This is a genomic window from Xylanibacter caecicola, from assembly GCF_013166515.1.
Taxonomy (GTDB): domain Bacteria; phylum Bacteroidota; class Bacteroidia; order Bacteroidales; family Bacteroidaceae; genus Prevotella; species Prevotella caecicola.
Window position 1 is genome coordinate 1 of the sequence record NZ_JABKKJ010000015.1, and the last position, 18428, is coordinate 18428.

Consider the following 18428-nt stretch of genomic DNA (forward strand, 5'->3'; position numbering starts at 1 on the left):
TGTTTTGTCAGTTAAAAACTTTGGCTCCGTCCTCTCTTGGGGGCGCGCCCCCAAGAGAGGACGGACAATACTCTGAAAGAGGTAATTCCTAAATCAAAATTTTGCACTTCGATTTGGAATCTTCACAAGTATGTTGCAATAGCGAAAAAGCTCCGTCTTCATCGTCTTCGGTGTCTAAACTTGTTTTCTCGTGGCTGTTTATATATTTTTGTTTAAGATTATCAAAGACGGGAGATTTCATCCGGTTATAAATTCGTTACGTTTGCTTACTATTTGATTTCTGAATGTGCGTGAAAAACGGCTTGGTTCGAAAAAATAATCCTACGGACGTAAATATGCCCTAATTTTGTGTGCAGGCGTAATGTGCATTGTAATAATGAGTTATAGACAGAGTGTCTAAGAGTGTGCATGTTTTTTGCGGAGAAAAAGCCTGTTTTTCCGCAAAAAACGGCATTTTTATTTCTAAAAGGCGGCATTTTAGACCCTCAAAGGTGGCATCTTTGGACCCTAAAGCTACGTGTTTTGAAGGTAAAAGCTACGTGTTTTACATCCGAAACATGCGTTTTTTGAAGTTCCGAGGTCATTATTTGTCATTCCGGACACGTAGAATGAAACTTTCCGGTGATGTTTTTTGCGTGACGCTATGACATCATTATTAGTTTTTTATGTGGCAAAATGTCATTTTGCGGAGTACTGGCAAGTCTTTAGCATGGCATGATTGCAGGAGAGAAGTTTCGCGTTAGCATGATTTTCATATTACATTGTAGTTTATTGATTTAGCTATACTTCTGTTTGTTTAAACACACTCGGTTTGTTTAATCAATATATAGATGAAAATGTTTGGGGCTATTCTTGTATGTCTTTTGTTGTAATTTGCTCAGTTGTTACGTAAGAACTTTTTTATAATAAATAGTTTTTGTTTATCTCTTTTTGTCTCTTTTACCTTGTATAAGGTATGTTTTATATGCAATACAGACCTTTATTATGAAAGAAAATCCGTATATTTGCATTTACTGTTTTTAATAGAATATATAATATGTTTACATCATATAGTGCGAGACCTTTCGTAAAATGGGTAGGAGGGAAGGGACAACTTCTTTCTCAACTTGAGAGGATTCTGCCGATAGAGCTTGATACAGACAGTTTTACATATGTAGAGCCGTTTGTTGGTGGTGGGGCAATGTTGTTCTTTATGCTTCAGAGATTTTCCAATATAAAGCGTGTTATCATAAACGATATAAACAAGAACTTGACGGATACTTATAAGATGATAAAAAGTTGTCCGGATGGACTTGTTCTAAAACTTAAGTATTTGGACAAAGAATATAAGGCTCTTAGAGATGAAGAATCGAGAAAAGATTTTTTCTTAATGATACGCAGCAGATTTAATGAATATGATTTGTCCGAGTTAGATAGGAGCGCATTTTTTATGTTTCTGAATAAGACATGTTTTAATGGTCTGTATCGTGAAAACTCTGCCGGCAGGTTTAACGTACCATTTGGTAAATATACTAATCCTACAATATGTAATGAAGATGTAATATATGCAGATAGTGAGCTGATGAATAAATGCGATGTCCATATTTTGAACGGTGATTTTTCTCAAACGCTTAACTATGTCAATGAACAAGACTTGTTCTTTTTTTACTTTGACCCTCCTTACCGTCCGCTAAGTTCCACAGCAAGTTTCAATTCGTATGTAAAAGAGGCATTCAATGATGCCAAGCAACGCGAGCTTGCAGATTTCTGCCGTATGATTTCGGCAAGGGACAATTGTCTATGGATGCTAAGCAACTCGGACTGTTCAGCCAAGAACCCTAAGGATTTGTTCTTTGAAAATATATATGAGGGTTTTGATATCCGGAGAGTATATGCTTCACGTTATGTCAATGCTGTGGCAAGCAAACGTGGTAAACTGACAGAACTTGTCATAAGAAATTATAGAACATCTGTAAAAACTAAAATCATACAATCTGCAATATAATTATGAATATACACACAGAAGAACAGTTTAATACCTTCTTGTCACAATTGTCTGAAACAAATGCAACATTGGGCTTTTGGACAAACTTCGAAAAGATAAAAAGAAATGTGGCAGGTATTGAAATAAAGTTGAATACATTAAATTATTTGCTTGGGAAACAAGATCTCAAAAAAGCTGTCATTGAACTTTGGAATAACGATAAAAGTGTTTTTGATGTTTTGCAGATTCTCATTGCATGTCGTAAACGTGACAGGAAAAAGGTTATTAATGCCGATGCTGAATTTGTATATCTTGAGCAATATATGGAAACATTGGATGGAGTTCTTGAGTTTATAACAGCTACAGGACTTGCCCGGATATTTCAAGATAAGAATGTAAAGAATCTTGTAGATTACGTCTTTGGAGTAGAAGTAGGCTTGGATTCAAATGCTCGTAAAAACAGAAGTGGGGATGCAATGGAAGATACCGTTGAACTTGTAATAAATGGTGCCGGGCTCAATTATCGTAAGGAGGTTAAATCTAAAGAATGGTCGGAAATTACCAATGCTTTGGGCACTGATGAAAAACGTTTTGACTTTGTTATATATACAGATGCCAAAGTTTATCTAATGGAAGTCAATTTCTATAGTGGAGGTGGTAGTAAGTTGAATGAGACAGCCCGTTCTTTTAGTGAGATAGGACCAAAAATCAATGCAGTTCCCGGATTTGAGTTTGTTTGGGTTACAGATGGAAAAGGATGGGAAAAGGCTAAGAATAAATTGCAAGAAGCATTTTATACAATTCCACGTGTGTATAATTTAACTACATTAAAAGATTTTATGGAGGAACTTAAGATAAATGTCTAAGATTATCCCCTTTTTTAAATCAACAGACAGGGCTTTCACTCTTCTTCATGGTGATAGCTTAAAGCTGTTGTCTCAGTTCAGATTTCACTTTGATATGATATTTGCCGACCCTCCCTATTTTCTGTCTGACGGGGGGATCAGTGTGCAAAGTGGAAAAATTGTATGTGTCAATAAAGGTGAATGGGATAAGAGCAGAAATCTTGATGATGTAAACGACTTTAATTACAAATGGTTATCTTTATGTCGTGACAAACTCAAAGAAAACGGAACTATTTGGATAAGCGGAACTTATCACAATATATTTTCTGTGGCAAATGCTTTGACTAAGCTTGATTTTAAGATTTTAAATGTAGTGACATGGGCAAAGACAAATCCGCCGCCAAATATTTCATGCCGGTATTTTACATACAGCACGGAGTTCATAATATGGGCTCGCAAATCACATAAATGTCCGCATTATTTCAATTATAGGCTGATGAGAGAACTGAATGAAGGAAAACAGATGACAGACGTATGGAGATTGCCAGCCATAGCACCGTGGGAGAAATCTTGTGGAAAGCATCCGACACAGAAACCGTTAGCCTTGCTTGTTCGTATAATATTAGCCTCGACAAAGCCTAATTCGTGGATACTGGATCCTTTTGCAGGTTCTTCGACAACAGGTATAGCTGCCAACCTCGTCGGGAGACGTTTTCTTGGCATAGATAATGAGCAAGTTTTTTTGGAACTTAGTCGAAATAGGAAATTTGAAATTGACGATTACAATAAATATGTGCTTTATCGTTCAAAAATAAAGGACTTGAAGAATAAGGCATTCGCTGATTGTGGATATGAGGTTAACGAAGATGAACCGTATGATTTACCTTTTTAATATGATTTGTTTTTCTGTTATATTCTATCCTTGATGAGTCTCTATTCATATAGCTGGTTTATAATAATACGGATTGTATGTGATGAGGTCACTCTTTTTATTTTGTCTGTGGTGATTTATTAATTCGCTATTTATATGATGAACCGCAAGATCATACACGTAGACATGGATGCTTTCTTCGCATCGGTGGAGCAACGCGACGACGTGTCGTTGCGCGGCAAACCGATAGCCGTGGGCTTTGACGGTCCAAGAGGTGTGGTTTCCACTGCCAGTTACGAGGCGCGGCGCTACGGCGTGCGGTCGGCAATGTCCATGGCAAAGGCAAAGAGGCTGTGTCCGGAGCTTGTCGTCGTGCCTTCGCATTATGAGCATTATAAGGAAGTGTCGAGGTGTGTGCATGATATATTCAGAGAGTATACCGATATTATAGAGCCTTTGTCGCTCGACGAGGCGTTTCTCGACGTTACCGAGAACAAGTCCGGTGCGGAGCTTGCCACTGATATTGCACGGGAGATAAGGTGTAAAATAAGGGACAGACTGGCGCTTACGGCATCGGCAGGCGTGTCGTATAACAAGTTTCTTGCCAAGGTGGCGTCGGAGGTTCGCAAGCCCGACGGTATGTTTGTGATACATCCCGACAAGGCGATGGACTTTATTGCAGGCATGAGGATAGAGGATTTCTGGGGCGTGGGTCCCAAGACGGCACGGCAGATGCACCGCATGGGGATATTTACGGGCATGCAGCTGAGGCAGTGCTCGTTGCGACATCTTACTGAAGTGTTTGGCAAACAGGGCGCCGTGTATTATGATTTTGCGCGCGGCATAGACCTTCGTCCGGTCGAGAGCATGCGCATAAGGAAGTCGGTGGGATGTGAACATACGCTGGAAGAGGACATCAGCCGCCGCTCGGCAGTGGTGATAGAGTTGTATCATGTGGTGACAGAACTGGTGGAGAGGCTCGGACATACCGGTTTCGAAGGATGCACGCTCACGCTGAAGGTCAAGTTTCATGATTTTGAACAGATAACGCGCAGTGCCACGCAGAAGAAAATTCTGAAGAGCAAGAACGACATCCTGCCGCTTGCCAAGATGCTTATGGGGCAGGTGGAGTATTCGTCTTTGCGCTCAATACGGCTTATCGGTTTGAGCGTATCCAATCCTCCGACACATGAAAGGCGTGGTGTGTGGGTTGAAGGAGAGCTGGATTTTAAGTAGACTATGAGTTTTTTGTGGTCAAGGAGTTTGATAACTGTTAACAGTATAACCTTCTGTCTTCTCCTCCTAAATTTGCTTTTATGGAATAAGTTTTGTACATTTGCAAATAATAAGAGGTAAGAAGATTATTTAAAACTAATATTTCCCAATGAAACAGACAAAGATTGTAGCTTCGATAAGCGACCGCAGGTGTAGCGTGGACTTTATACGCCAGTTGTTCCTGGCAGGTATAAACGTGGTAAGAATAAACACCGCGCACGCCACGCCGGAGGGTATAAGGACGATTATAGCCAACACTCGCAAGGTGTCAAGGCATATAGGCATACTTATAGACACAAAGGGACCGGAGGTGCGCAGTACGTATACGGAAGAGCCTATAGTGTTCAAGGCAGGAGAGAAGGTTGCCATTTGCGGAAACCCTGATGTCGACACCACGCACGATGTGGTGAATGTTACGTATGCCGACTTTGTAAAAGATGTGCACGTGGGTGATGATGTGCTCTTTGACGACGGAGAACTGGACATGAAGATTGTAGGCAAGGAAGCTGACAGGCTTATTGCCGAAGTGCAGAACGACGGCAAACTGGGGGCGCGCAAGAGTGTGAACGTGCCGGGCGAGCATATCGACCTGCCGGCACTCACGGAGAAAGACCGCAAGAATATACTGCTTGCCATAGAGGAGGACATAGACTTCATCGCGCATTCTTTTGTACGCAGCAAGAGCGATGTAATGGCTGTACAGCAGATTCTTGATGAGCACAACAGCGAGATAAAGATTATCTCGAAGATAGAGAACCAGGAAGGTGTTGACAACATCGATGAGATAATAGACGTTTCATACGGTATAATGATTGCACGTGGCGATCTCGGAATAGAGGTGCCGATAGAGTGTATACCGGGTATACAGCGCAAGATTATACGCAAGTGTATCCTTGCAAAGACACCGGTGATAGTGGCTACGCAGATGCTTCACTCGATGATAAACTATCCTCGCCCTACTCGTGCCGAGGTTACGGATATTGCCAATGCCATATACTATCGTACAGATGCGCTTATGCTGAGCGGTGAGACGGCGTCAGGCAAGTATCCTCTTGAGGCGGTGCAGACAATGGCTGCGATTGCCGAGCAGGCAGAGAACGACAAGATGCGTGAGAACGACATAGACATTCCGCTGTGTGACGACTGTGACATCAGCGAGTTTCTTGCAAAATCGGCAATAGAGTCGACTGAGCGGCTTGGAGTGAAAGGTATCATAACGGACAGCAAGACAGGCAAGACGGCACGCAACCTTTCGGCTTTCCGTGGTCCGAACCCGGTGCTGGCCATATGTTATAAGGAGAGAGTACAACGTCTGCTTGCCCTTAGCTACGGTGTGATACCGGTATATCAGCATGACAAGATAGGACCTAAAGAGCAGTTCCTTGCAGCTCTGCGCATGTTGCGCCAGAAAGGATATATAGGCATGGAGGACAAAGTTGCCCACCTGAGCGGTAGTTTCGGAGAGGGTGGGGGAACAACGTTCCTCGAAATAAACAATGTGTCGGACGTGTTCCGGCAGACATATCGATTTCACATGCCGAATGAGGAGTGATTGTTTTGAGATATAACCTGTGAAACGGAAATGAGACCAAGGCATGACAATAAGAAAACACTTGTGCACCTTGGTCTCATTTCCGTTTCACAGGTTATAGAATGCCTGCATCAGACTGTGTCTGTAGTTCTTGCTTATTTTCAGTTCATTTATGTGGGATAGCGGAGCATCGAGAATGCATCTTGATTCCTGGATTTTCTTTATACGTTCGATGTTCACAATAAAACGCTTGTGTATCTGTACGAGAGAGGGAGAGTAGTTCAGGATGATGTCGGCAGTGGAGTGTCTTCTCAGGATCTGTGTCTGTCCGTCGCAACATACCACCTCCCACAGTTTTCTTTCCTGGTTATACCGGAAATATCCAATGTCATAAAGTGTCAGGGGCTGATGCTCGTTGATGGCATTTACCACAAGTATAATTGGCGGTGTGCCGGTGTCTCTCTGCGTTACGGCATTCATGGATGCTAAAGAGCCTTTATTCCTACTGCCGTATTGAAAGCCTTTTCCCACTGACCGTTCATTCTTGCTGCGCTTTCAATGGCCTTCATCCTCATAAGCCTTTGTTCGGGAAGCATGTCGGGACGTTCGACGGCGGCATCTGCCAGCCGGACCGCACCTTTCGTGTCTCCGTTCAGCAGGGCAAGTTCGATGCGTTGCGTCTCCAGATAATAGAGAGGTATGTCAAATCCGACCTGCCGGAAGTATCGCTCAGCCTCGTCTATGAGCCTGCTTGCCTTATCGCCCATGCCGAGTTTGATATACACGTCGGCAAGGTTTGTCCGTACAAATGCGATGTCCCATTCCGCTCCGGCGCTGCCTTCGAGCATAGTCTCGGCATTCTCGAAGCAGGTACGTGCCTCTTTGTACAGTCCTTGCTGATAGTAGTCGTTGCCGCGGTTGTTGTAGTAAAAGAACTTGTCGTTCCGCGTCATGTAGGGCATGAGGCTCTTCGTACGTTCCCACCATATCTTGCTTTCCTTGAAATCCCCCATGGCGGTATATACGGAACTTATACCCATATATATAATAATGTATGTGTCGTTGTGGAGTTCGGCGGAGTCTGCCACGTTCAGCGCCTGCATGTAACTGTCGGCGCTCAGGTCGGGCTGTCCGTTCTGACGGTATATGTCGGCGATATTTGTAAGAGCCATTATGCGGTAAGGAATGTCATTGGTCAGCCCGTCCATCCTTTCCAGGGCTTTCTTGTTATAGAATATTGCCGAATCCGGAATGCCTGCCATGCTGGCATAGAATGCTCCGCGTTCCACAAGCCACTCCACCTCCAGCCGGTGCCGGGTGTGGAAATCGGAAGAAGGGGTGCGGCGCAGATAGTCGCCGGTACGGTTGTTCAGCATTAGAAACGAATCGGCTTTCATTTCTGTGAAGTAACGTTTCGCCCGCATGCACAACCACAGATAATAGGCATTGCTGTCGGTAGCCTCGCCGAGTTCTTTGCCGATAATTCGTTCTGCCGCACCGGTACGTCCTTGTCGCATTGAGTCTTGCACGCTTTGCAAAGCGTATTCCGTCAATGTCAGTTTGTTTTTCCTGCGTGGGAAGTTGCAGGATGTGAGCAATATTCCGGATAAGATGAATAATAGTAATTTAGTTGGATTATTCATAGATTATTTAATTTTTTGATACAAAAATAACCAAAAAACAATAATATATCAAAAGAATAATGGGCGAAAAAATATTGAGATATTTACAATTAATAGTGTGTATCTTTTTTTATTCCTTGTTATATGTGTATTCCTGCTTTTTGTAACAGATTATTCCCTTTTGTGCGTTTTCGTATTTAAGTTGTACTTGTATCGTCATTTAAAATGACATATTTTTGCAGATAATTATAAATAATTTAAAACAGGAAAGGATTATTATGTTGAAAGATTTATTAAAGGGTTTTGCCATGTTGTCATTTATATTCCTTTGTTCTTGCTTCCTTATCGGATGCAGTAGCAGTGATGACGGAGGAAGTGGTGATGATGGCGGCAATGAAGGTATGGAATATAAGATGAGCGACCTTGTCGGCACGTGGGAGATTGTACATACAAAGTACACCCGCAGGGAGAACGGTAAGATTACAGATACGGGTTCTGAAAATGTGGCAGACGAGCATAACAGATTTGTATTCTATGCTAATGGCAATTTTGAGTTTCTTGAATATGACGGTGGTAGTAAATGGCATCAAGACGGTAAGGGAACTTTTTACCTACGCAACGGAGTCTTTGTTTTTGAGGGCAATGACTTTGAGGATGCCCAAATATTGTCTCTCAGCAAGACAAAGTTGGTTGCTAAATATAAAGTTACGGAAGAAAAAGGCTCTTCTTTTATAGAAACCGAGTATACCGATACAATGGAAAGGATAGAGTAAAATTTTGCATAATGTATTGTTTGAACCGTGCTTAAGGTTCTTGATGAGGGTCGGCAGCTGCGGTTGTTTATGAGAGTTGCAGTATTTAGGTCAATATTCGTAGGGATTAGTGCAGAGATTGGTCTGCTGCAGCTCTTTTTACGTATATATTTATGTTCCCGTTAATTATATAATGAATCTGATAAAATGAAAACAAAGCGATTAAGTAAGGTTTCCGTGGATATGCTGCGGGTGCTTATTGTCATTTGTCTGTTGTGTCCATCCAACCACGGACATGCAAAGAAAAGACTTGTCAAGGTTATAGAACCGACATACTACCAGGTTAATAAATTTTTATTTGGAAGGATTGTAGTATTCAACAAGGAAAGTATGGGAGGAATAGTTACTTCTGAAGGAAAGGAGATACTTCCGTGCATTTCTCCCTCGGTTGTTAATGAGTATAGCGGACCTGATGGCGTGGCGTATTATTATAATAAGGAGACACGGCACGGCACGTTGATTGATATGGACGGCAACAAGGTGGCAGAACTGCCGGACGGTGTGTATTCAAATCCTATTCAGCATTTCAATAAGGGATTGCTTCATGTCTATAAACTCGAGGGAAGCAAGTTGTTGCCCACAATGAAGTGGGGTATGGCTGACACTTCAGGTAAAGTTGTAGTTTCTCCGGTATATGAGGCTATGGGCGGTGTTAGTGAAGGTCTGATAAATGTTTATCTAAACAAAAAGGGCGGATATATACAGACGGACGGAACGGTGGTTCATCAGATGATATATGATGAGGCTTATCCTTTTTACAACGGCGTTGCCAAGGTGGGACGGATAGAAAGTGGCAAGATGAAATACGGGCTTATTGACAAAGAAGGCAATATGGTCACTCCTATGGAATATGACTCCATGCAGGATGATTTCAGCGATGGTCTTAAGGCTGTGGGAAAACTGGATACAAAGAGTGGCACGTGGTCGTATGGCTTTATTGACACAAGGGGCAAGGTTGCTGTTCCGTTGAAATATTCGCAGGTAGGTACATTCAATGAAGGTTTGTGCGCCGTGAGGGACAAGGAGCATAAGTATATGGTGGCGTTTATCGATACCCGTGGAGAAAGTGTCATTCCTTATATCGATAAGTCTGATGTCGTTGGTAATGTGATGCCGAGATTTAATGACGGTGCCTGCATCCTTTATACAGCAGGGAAAGTAGGTGTAATAGACAAAGAGGGCAAGGCGATTGTGCCTTTTGAATATGATAACGGCACATTTCTCGACAAGACTCCTGACTTCTTCAACGTGAACGGTGCACAGAATAGGGTGCCCATGTTCGTAAACGACCGTGCCGTTATGATGCACAAAGGCAAGTGGGGCGTTATTGACAAGACCGGAAGGAATGTAATTCCCGCCGAATACAATCAGATTGTTGGCACAAAATCCCATTCATACTTCTTGGTAAAGCAAAATAGCAAATGGGGACTGGTTGATGCAGAGGGCAATATGTTGTTGCCTGCTGCATATCAGGCGTTGACAATCAATGAAGACGAAGCAATGGTGTGTTATAAAGAGAACAATAAGTGGGGATTTATGAGGATTGTAGATTAGATTAATACGGAGGGCGGATGTTCTAATGTGTGTCCGTCCTCTGTAAAAGATTACGATGATATGTGATAGCTTTGTATCTCATATGCGTTACGTTTGTATCTCATATGCGTTACGTTTGTATCTCATATGCGTTACGTTTGTATCTCATATGCGTTACGTTTGTATCTCATATGCGTTACGTTTGTATCTCATATGCGATAGCTTTCTCTACTATATAGTACAGCTTTCTCTACTATATAGTACAGCTTTCTCTACTATATAGTACAGCTTTCTCTACTATATAGTACAGCTTTCTCTACTATATAGTACAGCTTTCTCTACTATATGCTACAGATTCCTGTACTATATGCCGTAGAAATCCGTACAGCGTGTTTAAAGCTCTCATACACTTTCCGAGGGTTAACAAGAAGAATAAATTCGTCGAACATTAAATACTAATACTGTCATCGAGCGCCTTTTCGTCAATCAGATGTTCCCTCTTGACCGCCCTTATGCCGGTTCTTTGGATTTAAGGGGAGTGTTTGACAATGATGCAAATAAATATGGGCTATGTATGATAGCATGTAAATGGATACCGGACAATCAGAGTATTGATGCAATTCTAAGTTCCTGAAGAAAAAATGAAGAGTATGACACCTTTCAAGGGCTTGTCATACTCTTCATGATATTCTTGTTTTACGGTTCCGTCTTCCTCTTTTATGTAGGGATTTCGGTTTGTCCGGTTTGCATATATGTCGTTATTCCTTCACTGCGGGTATTTTCTCTACACGGCGCTGATGACGTCCGCCTTCGAACGGAACCTTGAAGAACTCGTCCATAATCTTTGCGGCTGTCTTGTTGTCTACGAAGCGTCCGGGCATAACGAGCACATTGGCATCATTGTGCTGACGTATGAGGCGTGCTATTTCCGGTTCCCATGCAACTCCGGCACGTACGCCGTTGTGCTTGTTCAGAACCATGCTTATTCCCTGTCCGCTTCCGCAGATGCCTATGCCGGGATAAACCTCGCCGCTCTCGATGCCTTCTGCAAGTGCATGACCGAAGTCGGGATAGTCGCAACTCATGTCGCTGTACGTTCCATAGTCCTTGTAGGGATAACCGTGTTCTTCGAGATACTGTATTACATACTTCTTAAGTGGGAAGCCGGCGTGATCGCAGGCTAAGCCGATAGTCTTTATTTCCATAGGTAATTAGGTTTTTGCAGTATGGACCAGCGTGTCCCGTTTCTGCGGGTTATTTGATTTAAGATGCAGGGACGGAAACGCTGTCACGTCCCTGCATTATTGTTTTTTTATTCAGCCATGAAAGCCTTTACCTGATTGTACACGTTCTCTGCCGTATATCCAAGTTTCTCGTCAAGCACCTTGTATGGTGCCGAGAAACCGAAGCTCGGCATGCCGAATACCTTTCCGTTGGCACCTACAAGACCTTCGAGTGTAACGGGAAGTCCGGCTGTCATGCCGAATATCTTGCTTCCCTTAGGCAGTATGCTTTCCTGATATTCTTTGCTCTGCGAACGGAACAGTCCTTCGCTCGGCACGCTTACAATGCGTATCTTCATGCCGTCCTTGCGCAGAAGTTCGGCTCCGGCTACGAGAGTGGCAACCTCAGAACCGTCGGCAACGAGGATTACGTCAAACTCCTCGTCAGAACCGGCAACGATATATGCACCCTTGCGTGCCTGCTCATAGTCCGTTCCGGCAGGCAGCTTCGTGATGTTCTGGCGAGAGAAGATGAGAGCCGTCGGGGTCTCCATGTTTTCCATTGCCATTGCCCAGCAAACGGTTGTCTCGTCGGCATCGGCGGGACGGAACACGCGTACGCTGTCCTTGCCGTGGTGGTTCTTCAGTTTTTCCATAAGGCGTATCTGTGCTTCCTGCTCCACCGGCTCATGGGTAGGTCCGTCTTCGCCTACACGGAATGCGTCGTGCGTCCATATAAATTTGATTGGAACTTCCATAAGAGCAGCCATGCGTACAGCCGGTTTCATGTAGTCGGAGAATACGAAGAATGTTCCGCATGCCGGAATTACACCGCCATGCAGGTACATACCGATGCACATACATGCCATTGTAAGTTCGCTTACGCCTGCCTGGAAGAACGCACCGCTGAAGTCGCCGCGTACCATTGATGTTGTCTTCTTAAGGAAACCGTCGGTCTTGTCGCTGTTGGACAGGTCGGCAGAAGAGCATATCATGTTGGGAACCTGTTCTGCCAGAACGCCGAGACATGCTGCAGAAGCAGCACGCGTTGCTGAGTTCTCTTTCTGTACGCATACGCTCCAGTCTACCTTGGGAGCATTGCCGCTGAACCATTCTTTCATCATGGCAGCCTTTTCTGGATTTGCCTTTGCCCATTCTGCTTCCGCAGCGTGGCGCTCTGCAACGATCTTCTTTAATTCTTCGGCGCGCTTTGCATAAAGCTCTGCCACCTCGGGGAATATCTGGAATGGATTGGTAGGATCGCCGCCAAGATTGTTGATTGTCTTTACATAAGCCTCGCCGCCAAGGGGAGCACCGTGTGTCTTTATGCTGCGCTCATAGCTTGAGCCGTCTTCCTTGAGTGCTCCTTTACCCATTACGGTCTTACCGATAATAAGTGTCGGGCGCGTTTCTTCTTTCTGTGCAGCTTTGAGTGCCTCACGTATCTCATCGACATCGTTTCCGTTGATTTTCAGCACGTTCCATCCCCATGCTTTATATTTTGCCTCAGTGTCCTCGTTCATTACGACACCGCACTCGGTGGAAAGCTGTATGTCGTTTGAATCGTAGAACATGATGAGGTTGTTCAGTCCGAGGTTTCCTGCCAGACGTCCTGTACCTTGAGATATTTCCTCCTGTATTCCGCCATCAGAGATATAAGCATATATCTTGTGCTGTATAATGTCGTTGCCGAGACGTGCCTGAAGGAACTTCTCTGCAACGGCTGCACCTGCTGCGAATGTATGTCCCTGCCCGAGAGGACCGGATGTATTCTCTATTCCGCGATTGATGTCACGCTCGGGATGTCCGGGAGTGGGAGAGTCCCACTGGCGGAACTGTGCCAGTTCGTCAAGCGTGAACTTTCCTTGCAGGGCAAGTGCCGAATAAAGCATGGGTGACATGTGTCCCGGGTCGAGGAAGAAGCGGTCGCGTCCTTCCCAAGAGGGATTTTCAGGATCATAAACCAGAAATTCGGAGAAGAGCACGTTTATAAAGTCCGCACCGCCCATGGCTCCGCCCGGGTGACCGGAGTTTGCTTTCTCTACCATCGATGCTGCAAGGATACGTATGTTGTCCGCAGCTCTGTTCATCAATTTCTTTTCGTTCATATCTTCTTTATATGTTTGTTTGTTCTTATTGCTTTTTGTTGTCAACAGCAGCTTGCTCTATTGCAAGTCCTGCCTTATAGTTTTCTATGTATGAATTGAAGCCTGCCACGTCTTCTTCTGTCGGTGCTATTTCCACTCCTTCAGCCCCTGCAAAGACTTTCTCGTCAAGGAAGTCGGATAGTGATTGTTGCTTGTCGTTGTTGACAAGGTATGCTGCAAGCAGTGCAATGCCCCATGCTCCGCCTTCGCCGGCTGTTTCCATTACAGAAATAGGTGAGTTCAATGCTGCTGCAAGAATGCGCTGACCGACTCCCTTTGTCTTGAACAGACCACCATGACCTGTGATACGGTCAACTGTTATCTTTTCTTCATTGAAGAGAATGTCGTTGCCCAACTTAAGCACACCTACAGAACCATAGAGATGCACGCGCATGAAGTTGGCAAGGTTGAACTTGTCGTTGGCAGAACGTACAAACAAAGGACGTCCCTCCGACAGTCCGGCTACAGGCTCTCCCGATATATAGTTATATGAGATAAGTCCTCCGCAGTCGGCATCGCCGTTGAGCGCGTTGTTGTAAAGTTTGCCGTATATCTCGTTCATGTCAACCTTTATGCCCAACAGTTCCTGATATTCTCTGAAAAGACCAACCCAGGCATTCAGGTCTGACGTGCAGTTATTGCAGTGTACCATGGCAACCGGACTGCCGTCGGGAGTAGTAACCATGTCAATCATTTCGTAGGGTTTGCTCAGTTCTTTCTCAAGGACAATCATTGAGAAAGAAGACGTTCCGGCTGAAACGTTGCCCGTGCGTTGTTTTACGGCGTTTGTGGCAACCATGCCTGTTCCTGCGTCACCTTCCGGCGGGCACAGTGGTATTCCTGCCTTAAGATTACCTGATACGTCGAGCATCTCTGCACCTTTTGCTGTAAGTGTTCCTGCATCTTCTCCTGCGACAAGCACTTCCGGCAGTATGTCATCGAGTTTCCAGTTGAAACCCTTTGGGGCAATCAGACCGTTGAATTTGCTCACCATGTCTGCCGAATAGTTTTTTGTAATCGGGTCGATTGGCAGCATTCCCGATGCGTCGCCTATTCCCAATACTTTCCGTCCGGTAAGTTTCCAGTGGATATATCCGGCAAGTGTTGTCAGATATTTGATATCCTTGACATGTTCCTCACCGTTCAATATGGCTTGGTATAGGTGAGATATGCTCCACCTTAGCGGTATGTTGTATACGAAGAGTGAAGAAAGGGCAGCGGCGGCCTCACCTGTATTGGTATTGCGCCACGTACGGAAAGGTACCAGTATGTCTTCTCCGTCACCGAAAGCCATATATCCGTGCATCATTGCACTGATGCCGATAGATGCCAGTGAGGTTATTTCTATGCCGTATTGCCTGTTTACATTGGTGCGCAGGTCGGCATAACATGCATGCAATCCTGTCCATACCGTGTCGATACTGTATGTCCACAGCCCGTCCACAAGTTGGTTTTCCCATTCGTAGCTGCCTTGTGCTATAGGCTTGTTTTCTCCGTCTATGAGCACAGCCTTTATGCGGGTAGAGCCAAACTCTATACCGAGAATGGCTTTACCTGCCTGTATTGTTGATTTTGCATCCATACACATAATGTGGAATTAAAGTAATGCTTTGTTCAACATGTAGTATACTTCGTTGAAGCGCAGTTCCTTGCGGAACTCGTCTATCTTAGTGTCTTTATTGATGAGAAGGCATTCTATGCCGGCAATCTCTGCAAAGTCCTGCCAGTATTCGTCAGTGAGATCGTATGAGAATGCACTGTGATGCGTTCCGCCGGCATAAATCCAGCATCCTGCACCTATCTCAAAGTTGGGCTGCGGTATCCATAATGCCGATGCCACCGGCAGTTTGGGCAGTGGTTTCGGTTTAATGCACTCTACATCGTTGACGATAAGGCGGAAGCGGTTGCCCATGTCCACAACAGTTGCCGTTACGCCTTTGCCTTCTTTTGATGTGAATACGAGACGCGCCGTCTGACTCTTGCGGTATCCTATACCGAGATAGTGTAGTTCAAGGCGTGGCTTTGATGCTGCAATCAGCGGACATACTTCAAGCATGTGCGACTGGAGTATGGAACTTTGCTCGCCGTTGAAGTTCAATGTATAGTCCTCAAGGAATGAACATCCGTTGGGAAGCCCCTGTGTCATTACCCATATCGTACGGTAAAGAGCTGCAGTCTTCCAGTCACCTTCTCCTCCAAATCCATATCCTTCAGCCATGAGACGCTGTGAAGCCAATCCCGGTATTTGGTCAAAGCCCATACCTGTTGCTTCTATGTCAGCATCGCCAAGGTCGTCAAAGTTTGTAGTGAAGCCTTTTGCTCCTTTTGCTTCCAGTATGGCGCGGATTGACAGTTCAGCCTTTGCCGCATTCCACACTTTGCGGTATGCTTCGGATGATTTGTCCTCCAGTTCTGCGTCGTGGTCGTACTCTTTGAAGTATGTTTCTACAAGTGCATCAACATCTTTATCTTCGATTTTATTGAAGTATTCCATTACCTCATTGAACGGGCAATAGTCTACATGATAACCCAAAACTTGTTCTGCGGCAACCTTATCTCCGTCGGTAACAGCCACGTTGTTCATCTGGTCGCCGAAGCGCAATATCAACATGTCCTGCGAGTCTGCCCATCCTGCACAGACTCTTTCCCATACAGCTATATGCTTCTGTGTGCTTTCTTCCTGCCAGTGACCTACAACCAACTTGCGGCGTACACGCATGCGTGATACGATATGACCGAACTCACGGTCGCCGTGTGCACTCTGGTTAAGGTTCATGAAATCCATGTCAATGTCGTTCCATGGTATCTCTGCATTGAACTGTGTGTGCAGATGTAGAAGCGGTTTATGAAGAATCTGCAGACCGTGTATCCACATCTTTGCCGGAGAGAACGTGTGCATCCATGTTATCACGCCCACGCACTTCTTGTCATTGTTGGCAGCAGAGAAGATGTCTACAACTTCCTTGCTGCTATTGGCAGTACCTTTATATACCACTTTTATCGGCAGATTGCCCGACTCGTTAAGTCCGTCCACCATCTTCTTAGAGTGTCCGTCCACTTGTGTCACGGCGTCGCCTCCGTAAAGAAGCTGTGCTCCGGTTACAAACCATACCTCTAAATTCTCAAATGCTTTTATCATAGTCGTATTATTTTTTTATAATTGGTATTATATAATCTTTGTTACTCTATAGTCTGCATTAGTGTTTCTTCTGTCCGTAATATGCATTAGGACCGTGTTTGCGACTGAAGTGTTTCTCTATAAGCAGTTTGTTCATTGTTGTTTCCGGATTTACGCAGAATGAGATGAATGCCATCTTTGCCACCTGTTCCATTACAACGGCATTGTAAACTGCATTGTCTGGATCCTTTCCCCATGAGAACGGACCGTGGTTCTTGACCAATACACCCGGTGTGTGTATGTAGTTCATGTTCTTGAACCTGTTTACAATTACGGTTCCTGTTTCTTTCTCATATTCAGGCATCTGCTCTTCTGTCATATCTTCCGTGCATGGAATGCAGTCGTGGAAATAGTCTGCATGTGTAGTTCCGATGTTCGGAATATCTTTTCCTGCCTGCGACCATGCCGTAGCGTATGTAGAATGTGTATGCACGATACCGCCGATTTCGGGAAATGCTTTATATAAAACAAGGTGTGTCGGAGTGTCGGATGAAGGATTTAGGTCTCCTTCCACTACTTTTCCGGTGTTCAAGTCCACAACGACCATGTCCGATGCTTTCATGTCATCGTAGCTGACACCTGATGGTTTTATTACCACAAGACCCTTTTCACGGTCTATACCCGATACGTTTCCCCATGTGAAAATCACCAGATTGTGTTTCACCAAATCGAGATTGGCACGAAATACCTTTTCTTTGAGTTCTTCTAACATAATTCTTATAGTTTAAAACACGGGTCTTCCAGATATGCGTTCTTATTGAAACGATACATGGCAGCACCACGCTTTGATGTCATTTTATCTATGAATTCGGTTTTCTCTATAAATTCTATTGTCTTTATGCGCTTGCGGAAATTACGCTTGTCTATCTCTTCTCCGAGCACCGCCTCATATACATGCTGTAATTGTGTCAGTGTGAAGAGGTCGGGGAGTAGGTTGAAACTCAGCGGTTCCGTTGATATTCTTCTGTGTAATAATGTGATGGCTTTCTTCACCATATCGTTATGGTCGGAGTACAATTGTGGCAGTTCGTTTATGCTGACCCACTCGACACCATGTTGTTTACGCAATTCCTCGTTGTAGTCATTAACGTTTATCAGTGCACAATATGCCACGGATATGACGCGTTCGCCCGGATCACGTTCTATTGCTCCGAATGCTCCAACCTGTTTCATGTATATTTCTTTCAGTCCGGTAAGTTCCAACAGTACTCTGTTTGCCGCATCGTCCAGACATTCGTCTTTCTCTACAAAACCGCCATAAAGAGACCATTCTCCACGTCCCGGATCCATATTACGTTTTCCGATGAGCAGTTTCAGCCTGTTTTCATCAAAGCCGAATATTATACAGTCTACTGCAACGTATGCTTTAGTATGTTCGCTATAATAGGTAGTCATTTTTTATATGTTAAGTCTTTGAGCTTTTTTATG

The 18428-nt window shown here is 44.4% G+C and carries 15 protein-coding genes; 7 read left to right on the forward strand and 8 right to left on the reverse strand.

Annotated elements, in window-relative coordinates:
• The first annotated feature begins 1036 nt into the window (after window positions 1–1036).
• From HPS54_RS08950 to pyk, 5 genes are all read left to right on the forward strand, one after another.
• Window positions 1037–1984 carry a DNA adenine methylase gene (locus tag HPS54_RS08950; protein ID WP_172345107.1) on the forward strand — a complete coding sequence of 316 codons (948 nt, stop codon included), beginning with the start codon at window positions 1037–1039 and terminating at the stop codon, window positions 1982–1984.
• Window positions 1985–1986: 2 nt separating this feature from the next.
• On the forward strand, window positions 1987–2829 hold the full coding sequence (locus HPS54_RS08955) for a type II restriction endonuclease (protein ID WP_172345108.1): 843 nt from the start codon (window positions 1987–1989) through the stop codon (window positions 2827–2829).
• Window positions 2822–3700, forward strand: coding sequence for a DNA-methyltransferase (locus tag HPS54_RS08960; protein WP_172345109.1), 879 nt, complete (start codon window positions 2822–2824; stop codon window positions 3698–3700). Before HPS54_RS08955 ends, HPS54_RS08960 begins: the two co-directional genes overlap by 8 nt.
• Before the next feature lie 135 nt (window positions 3701–3835).
• Window positions 3836–4915: a DNA polymerase IV gene (gene dinB, locus HPS54_RS08965; protein ID WP_172345110.1), complete on the forward strand. Its 1080-nt coding sequence runs from the start codon at window positions 3836–3838 to the stop codon at window positions 4913–4915.
• A 148-nt stretch (window positions 4916–5063) separates the two neighbouring features.
• Entirely contained in the window at window positions 5064–6506 is a 1443-nt protein-coding gene (gene pyk / locus HPS54_RS08970) for a pyruvate kinase (protein WP_172345111.1), read from the forward strand.
• An 87-nt stretch (window positions 6507–6593) separates the two neighbouring features.
• On the opposite strand, the gene HPS54_RS08975 is transcribed toward pyk, so the two are convergent.
• The gene (locus HPS54_RS08975) at window positions 6594–6965 is read right to left on the reverse strand and encodes a LytTR family transcriptional regulator DNA-binding domain-containing protein (protein WP_172345112.1); all 372 of its coding nucleotides are present in this window, start codon (window positions 6963–6965) and stop codon (window positions 6594–6596) included.
• A gap of 5 nt (window positions 6966–6970) precedes the next feature.
• The gene (locus tag HPS54_RS08980) at window positions 6971–8128 is read right to left on the reverse strand and encodes a tetratricopeptide repeat protein (protein WP_172345113.1); all 1158 of its coding nucleotides are present in this window, start codon (window positions 8126–8128) and stop codon (window positions 6971–6973) included.
• 287 nt (window positions 8129–8415) lie between these two features.
• Between HPS54_RS08980 and HPS54_RS08985 the strand changes: the two genes are divergently transcribed.
• Both HPS54_RS08985 and HPS54_RS08990 read left to right on the forward strand, forming a co-directional pair.
• Window positions 8416–8880 (forward strand): lipocalin family protein, encoded by a 465-nt coding sequence (locus HPS54_RS08985; protein ID WP_172345114.1) that lies wholly within the window; start codon window positions 8416–8418, stop codon window positions 8878–8880.
• Window positions 8881–9066: 186 nt separating this feature from the next.
• The gene (locus HPS54_RS08990; RefSeq protein ID WP_172345115.1) at window positions 9067–10473 is read left to right on the forward strand and encodes a WG repeat-containing protein; all 1407 of its coding nucleotides are present in this window, start codon (window positions 9067–9069) and stop codon (window positions 10471–10473) included.
• 737 nt (window positions 10474–11210) lie between these two features.
• On the opposite strand, the gene HPS54_RS08995 is transcribed toward HPS54_RS08990, so the two are convergent.
• The 6 genes from HPS54_RS08995 to HPS54_RS09020 all read right to left on the reverse strand — a co-directional run bounded on the left by HPS54_RS08995 (window position 11211) and on the right by HPS54_RS09020 (window position 18395).
• Window positions 11211–11657: an RpiB/LacA/LacB family sugar-phosphate isomerase gene (locus HPS54_RS08995; protein ID WP_172345116.1), complete on the reverse strand. Its 447-nt coding sequence runs from the start codon at window positions 11655–11657 to the stop codon at window positions 11211–11213.
• 107 nt (window positions 11658–11764) lie between these two features.
• On the reverse strand, window positions 11765–13783 hold the full coding sequence (locus HPS54_RS09000) for a transketolase family protein (RefSeq protein ID WP_172345117.1): 2019 nt from the start codon (window positions 13781–13783) through the stop codon (window positions 11765–11767).
• 25 nt (window positions 13784–13808) lie between these two features.
• Window positions 13809–15410, reverse strand: a complete 1602-nt coding sequence (locus HPS54_RS09005; protein ID WP_172345118.1) for a xylulokinase — start codon at window positions 15408–15410, stop codon at window positions 13809–13811.
• A gap of 9 nt (window positions 15411–15419) precedes the next feature.
• Complete coding sequence (gene araA / locus HPS54_RS09010) at window positions 15420–16961, reverse strand: L-arabinose isomerase (protein ID WP_172345119.1); 1542 nt, start codon at window positions 16959–16961, stop codon at window positions 15420–15422.
• Between the two features lie 58 nt (window positions 16962–17019).
• Complete coding sequence (locus HPS54_RS09015; RefSeq protein WP_172345120.1) at window positions 17020–17712, reverse strand: L-ribulose-5-phosphate 4-epimerase; 693 nt, start codon at window positions 17710–17712, stop codon at window positions 17020–17022.
• A gap of 5 nt (window positions 17713–17717) precedes the next feature.
• Window positions 17718–18395 (reverse strand): NUDIX hydrolase, encoded by a 678-nt coding sequence (locus tag HPS54_RS09020; RefSeq protein WP_172345121.1) that lies wholly within the window; start codon window positions 18393–18395, stop codon window positions 17718–17720.
• Window positions 18396–18428 lie beyond the last annotated feature (33 nt).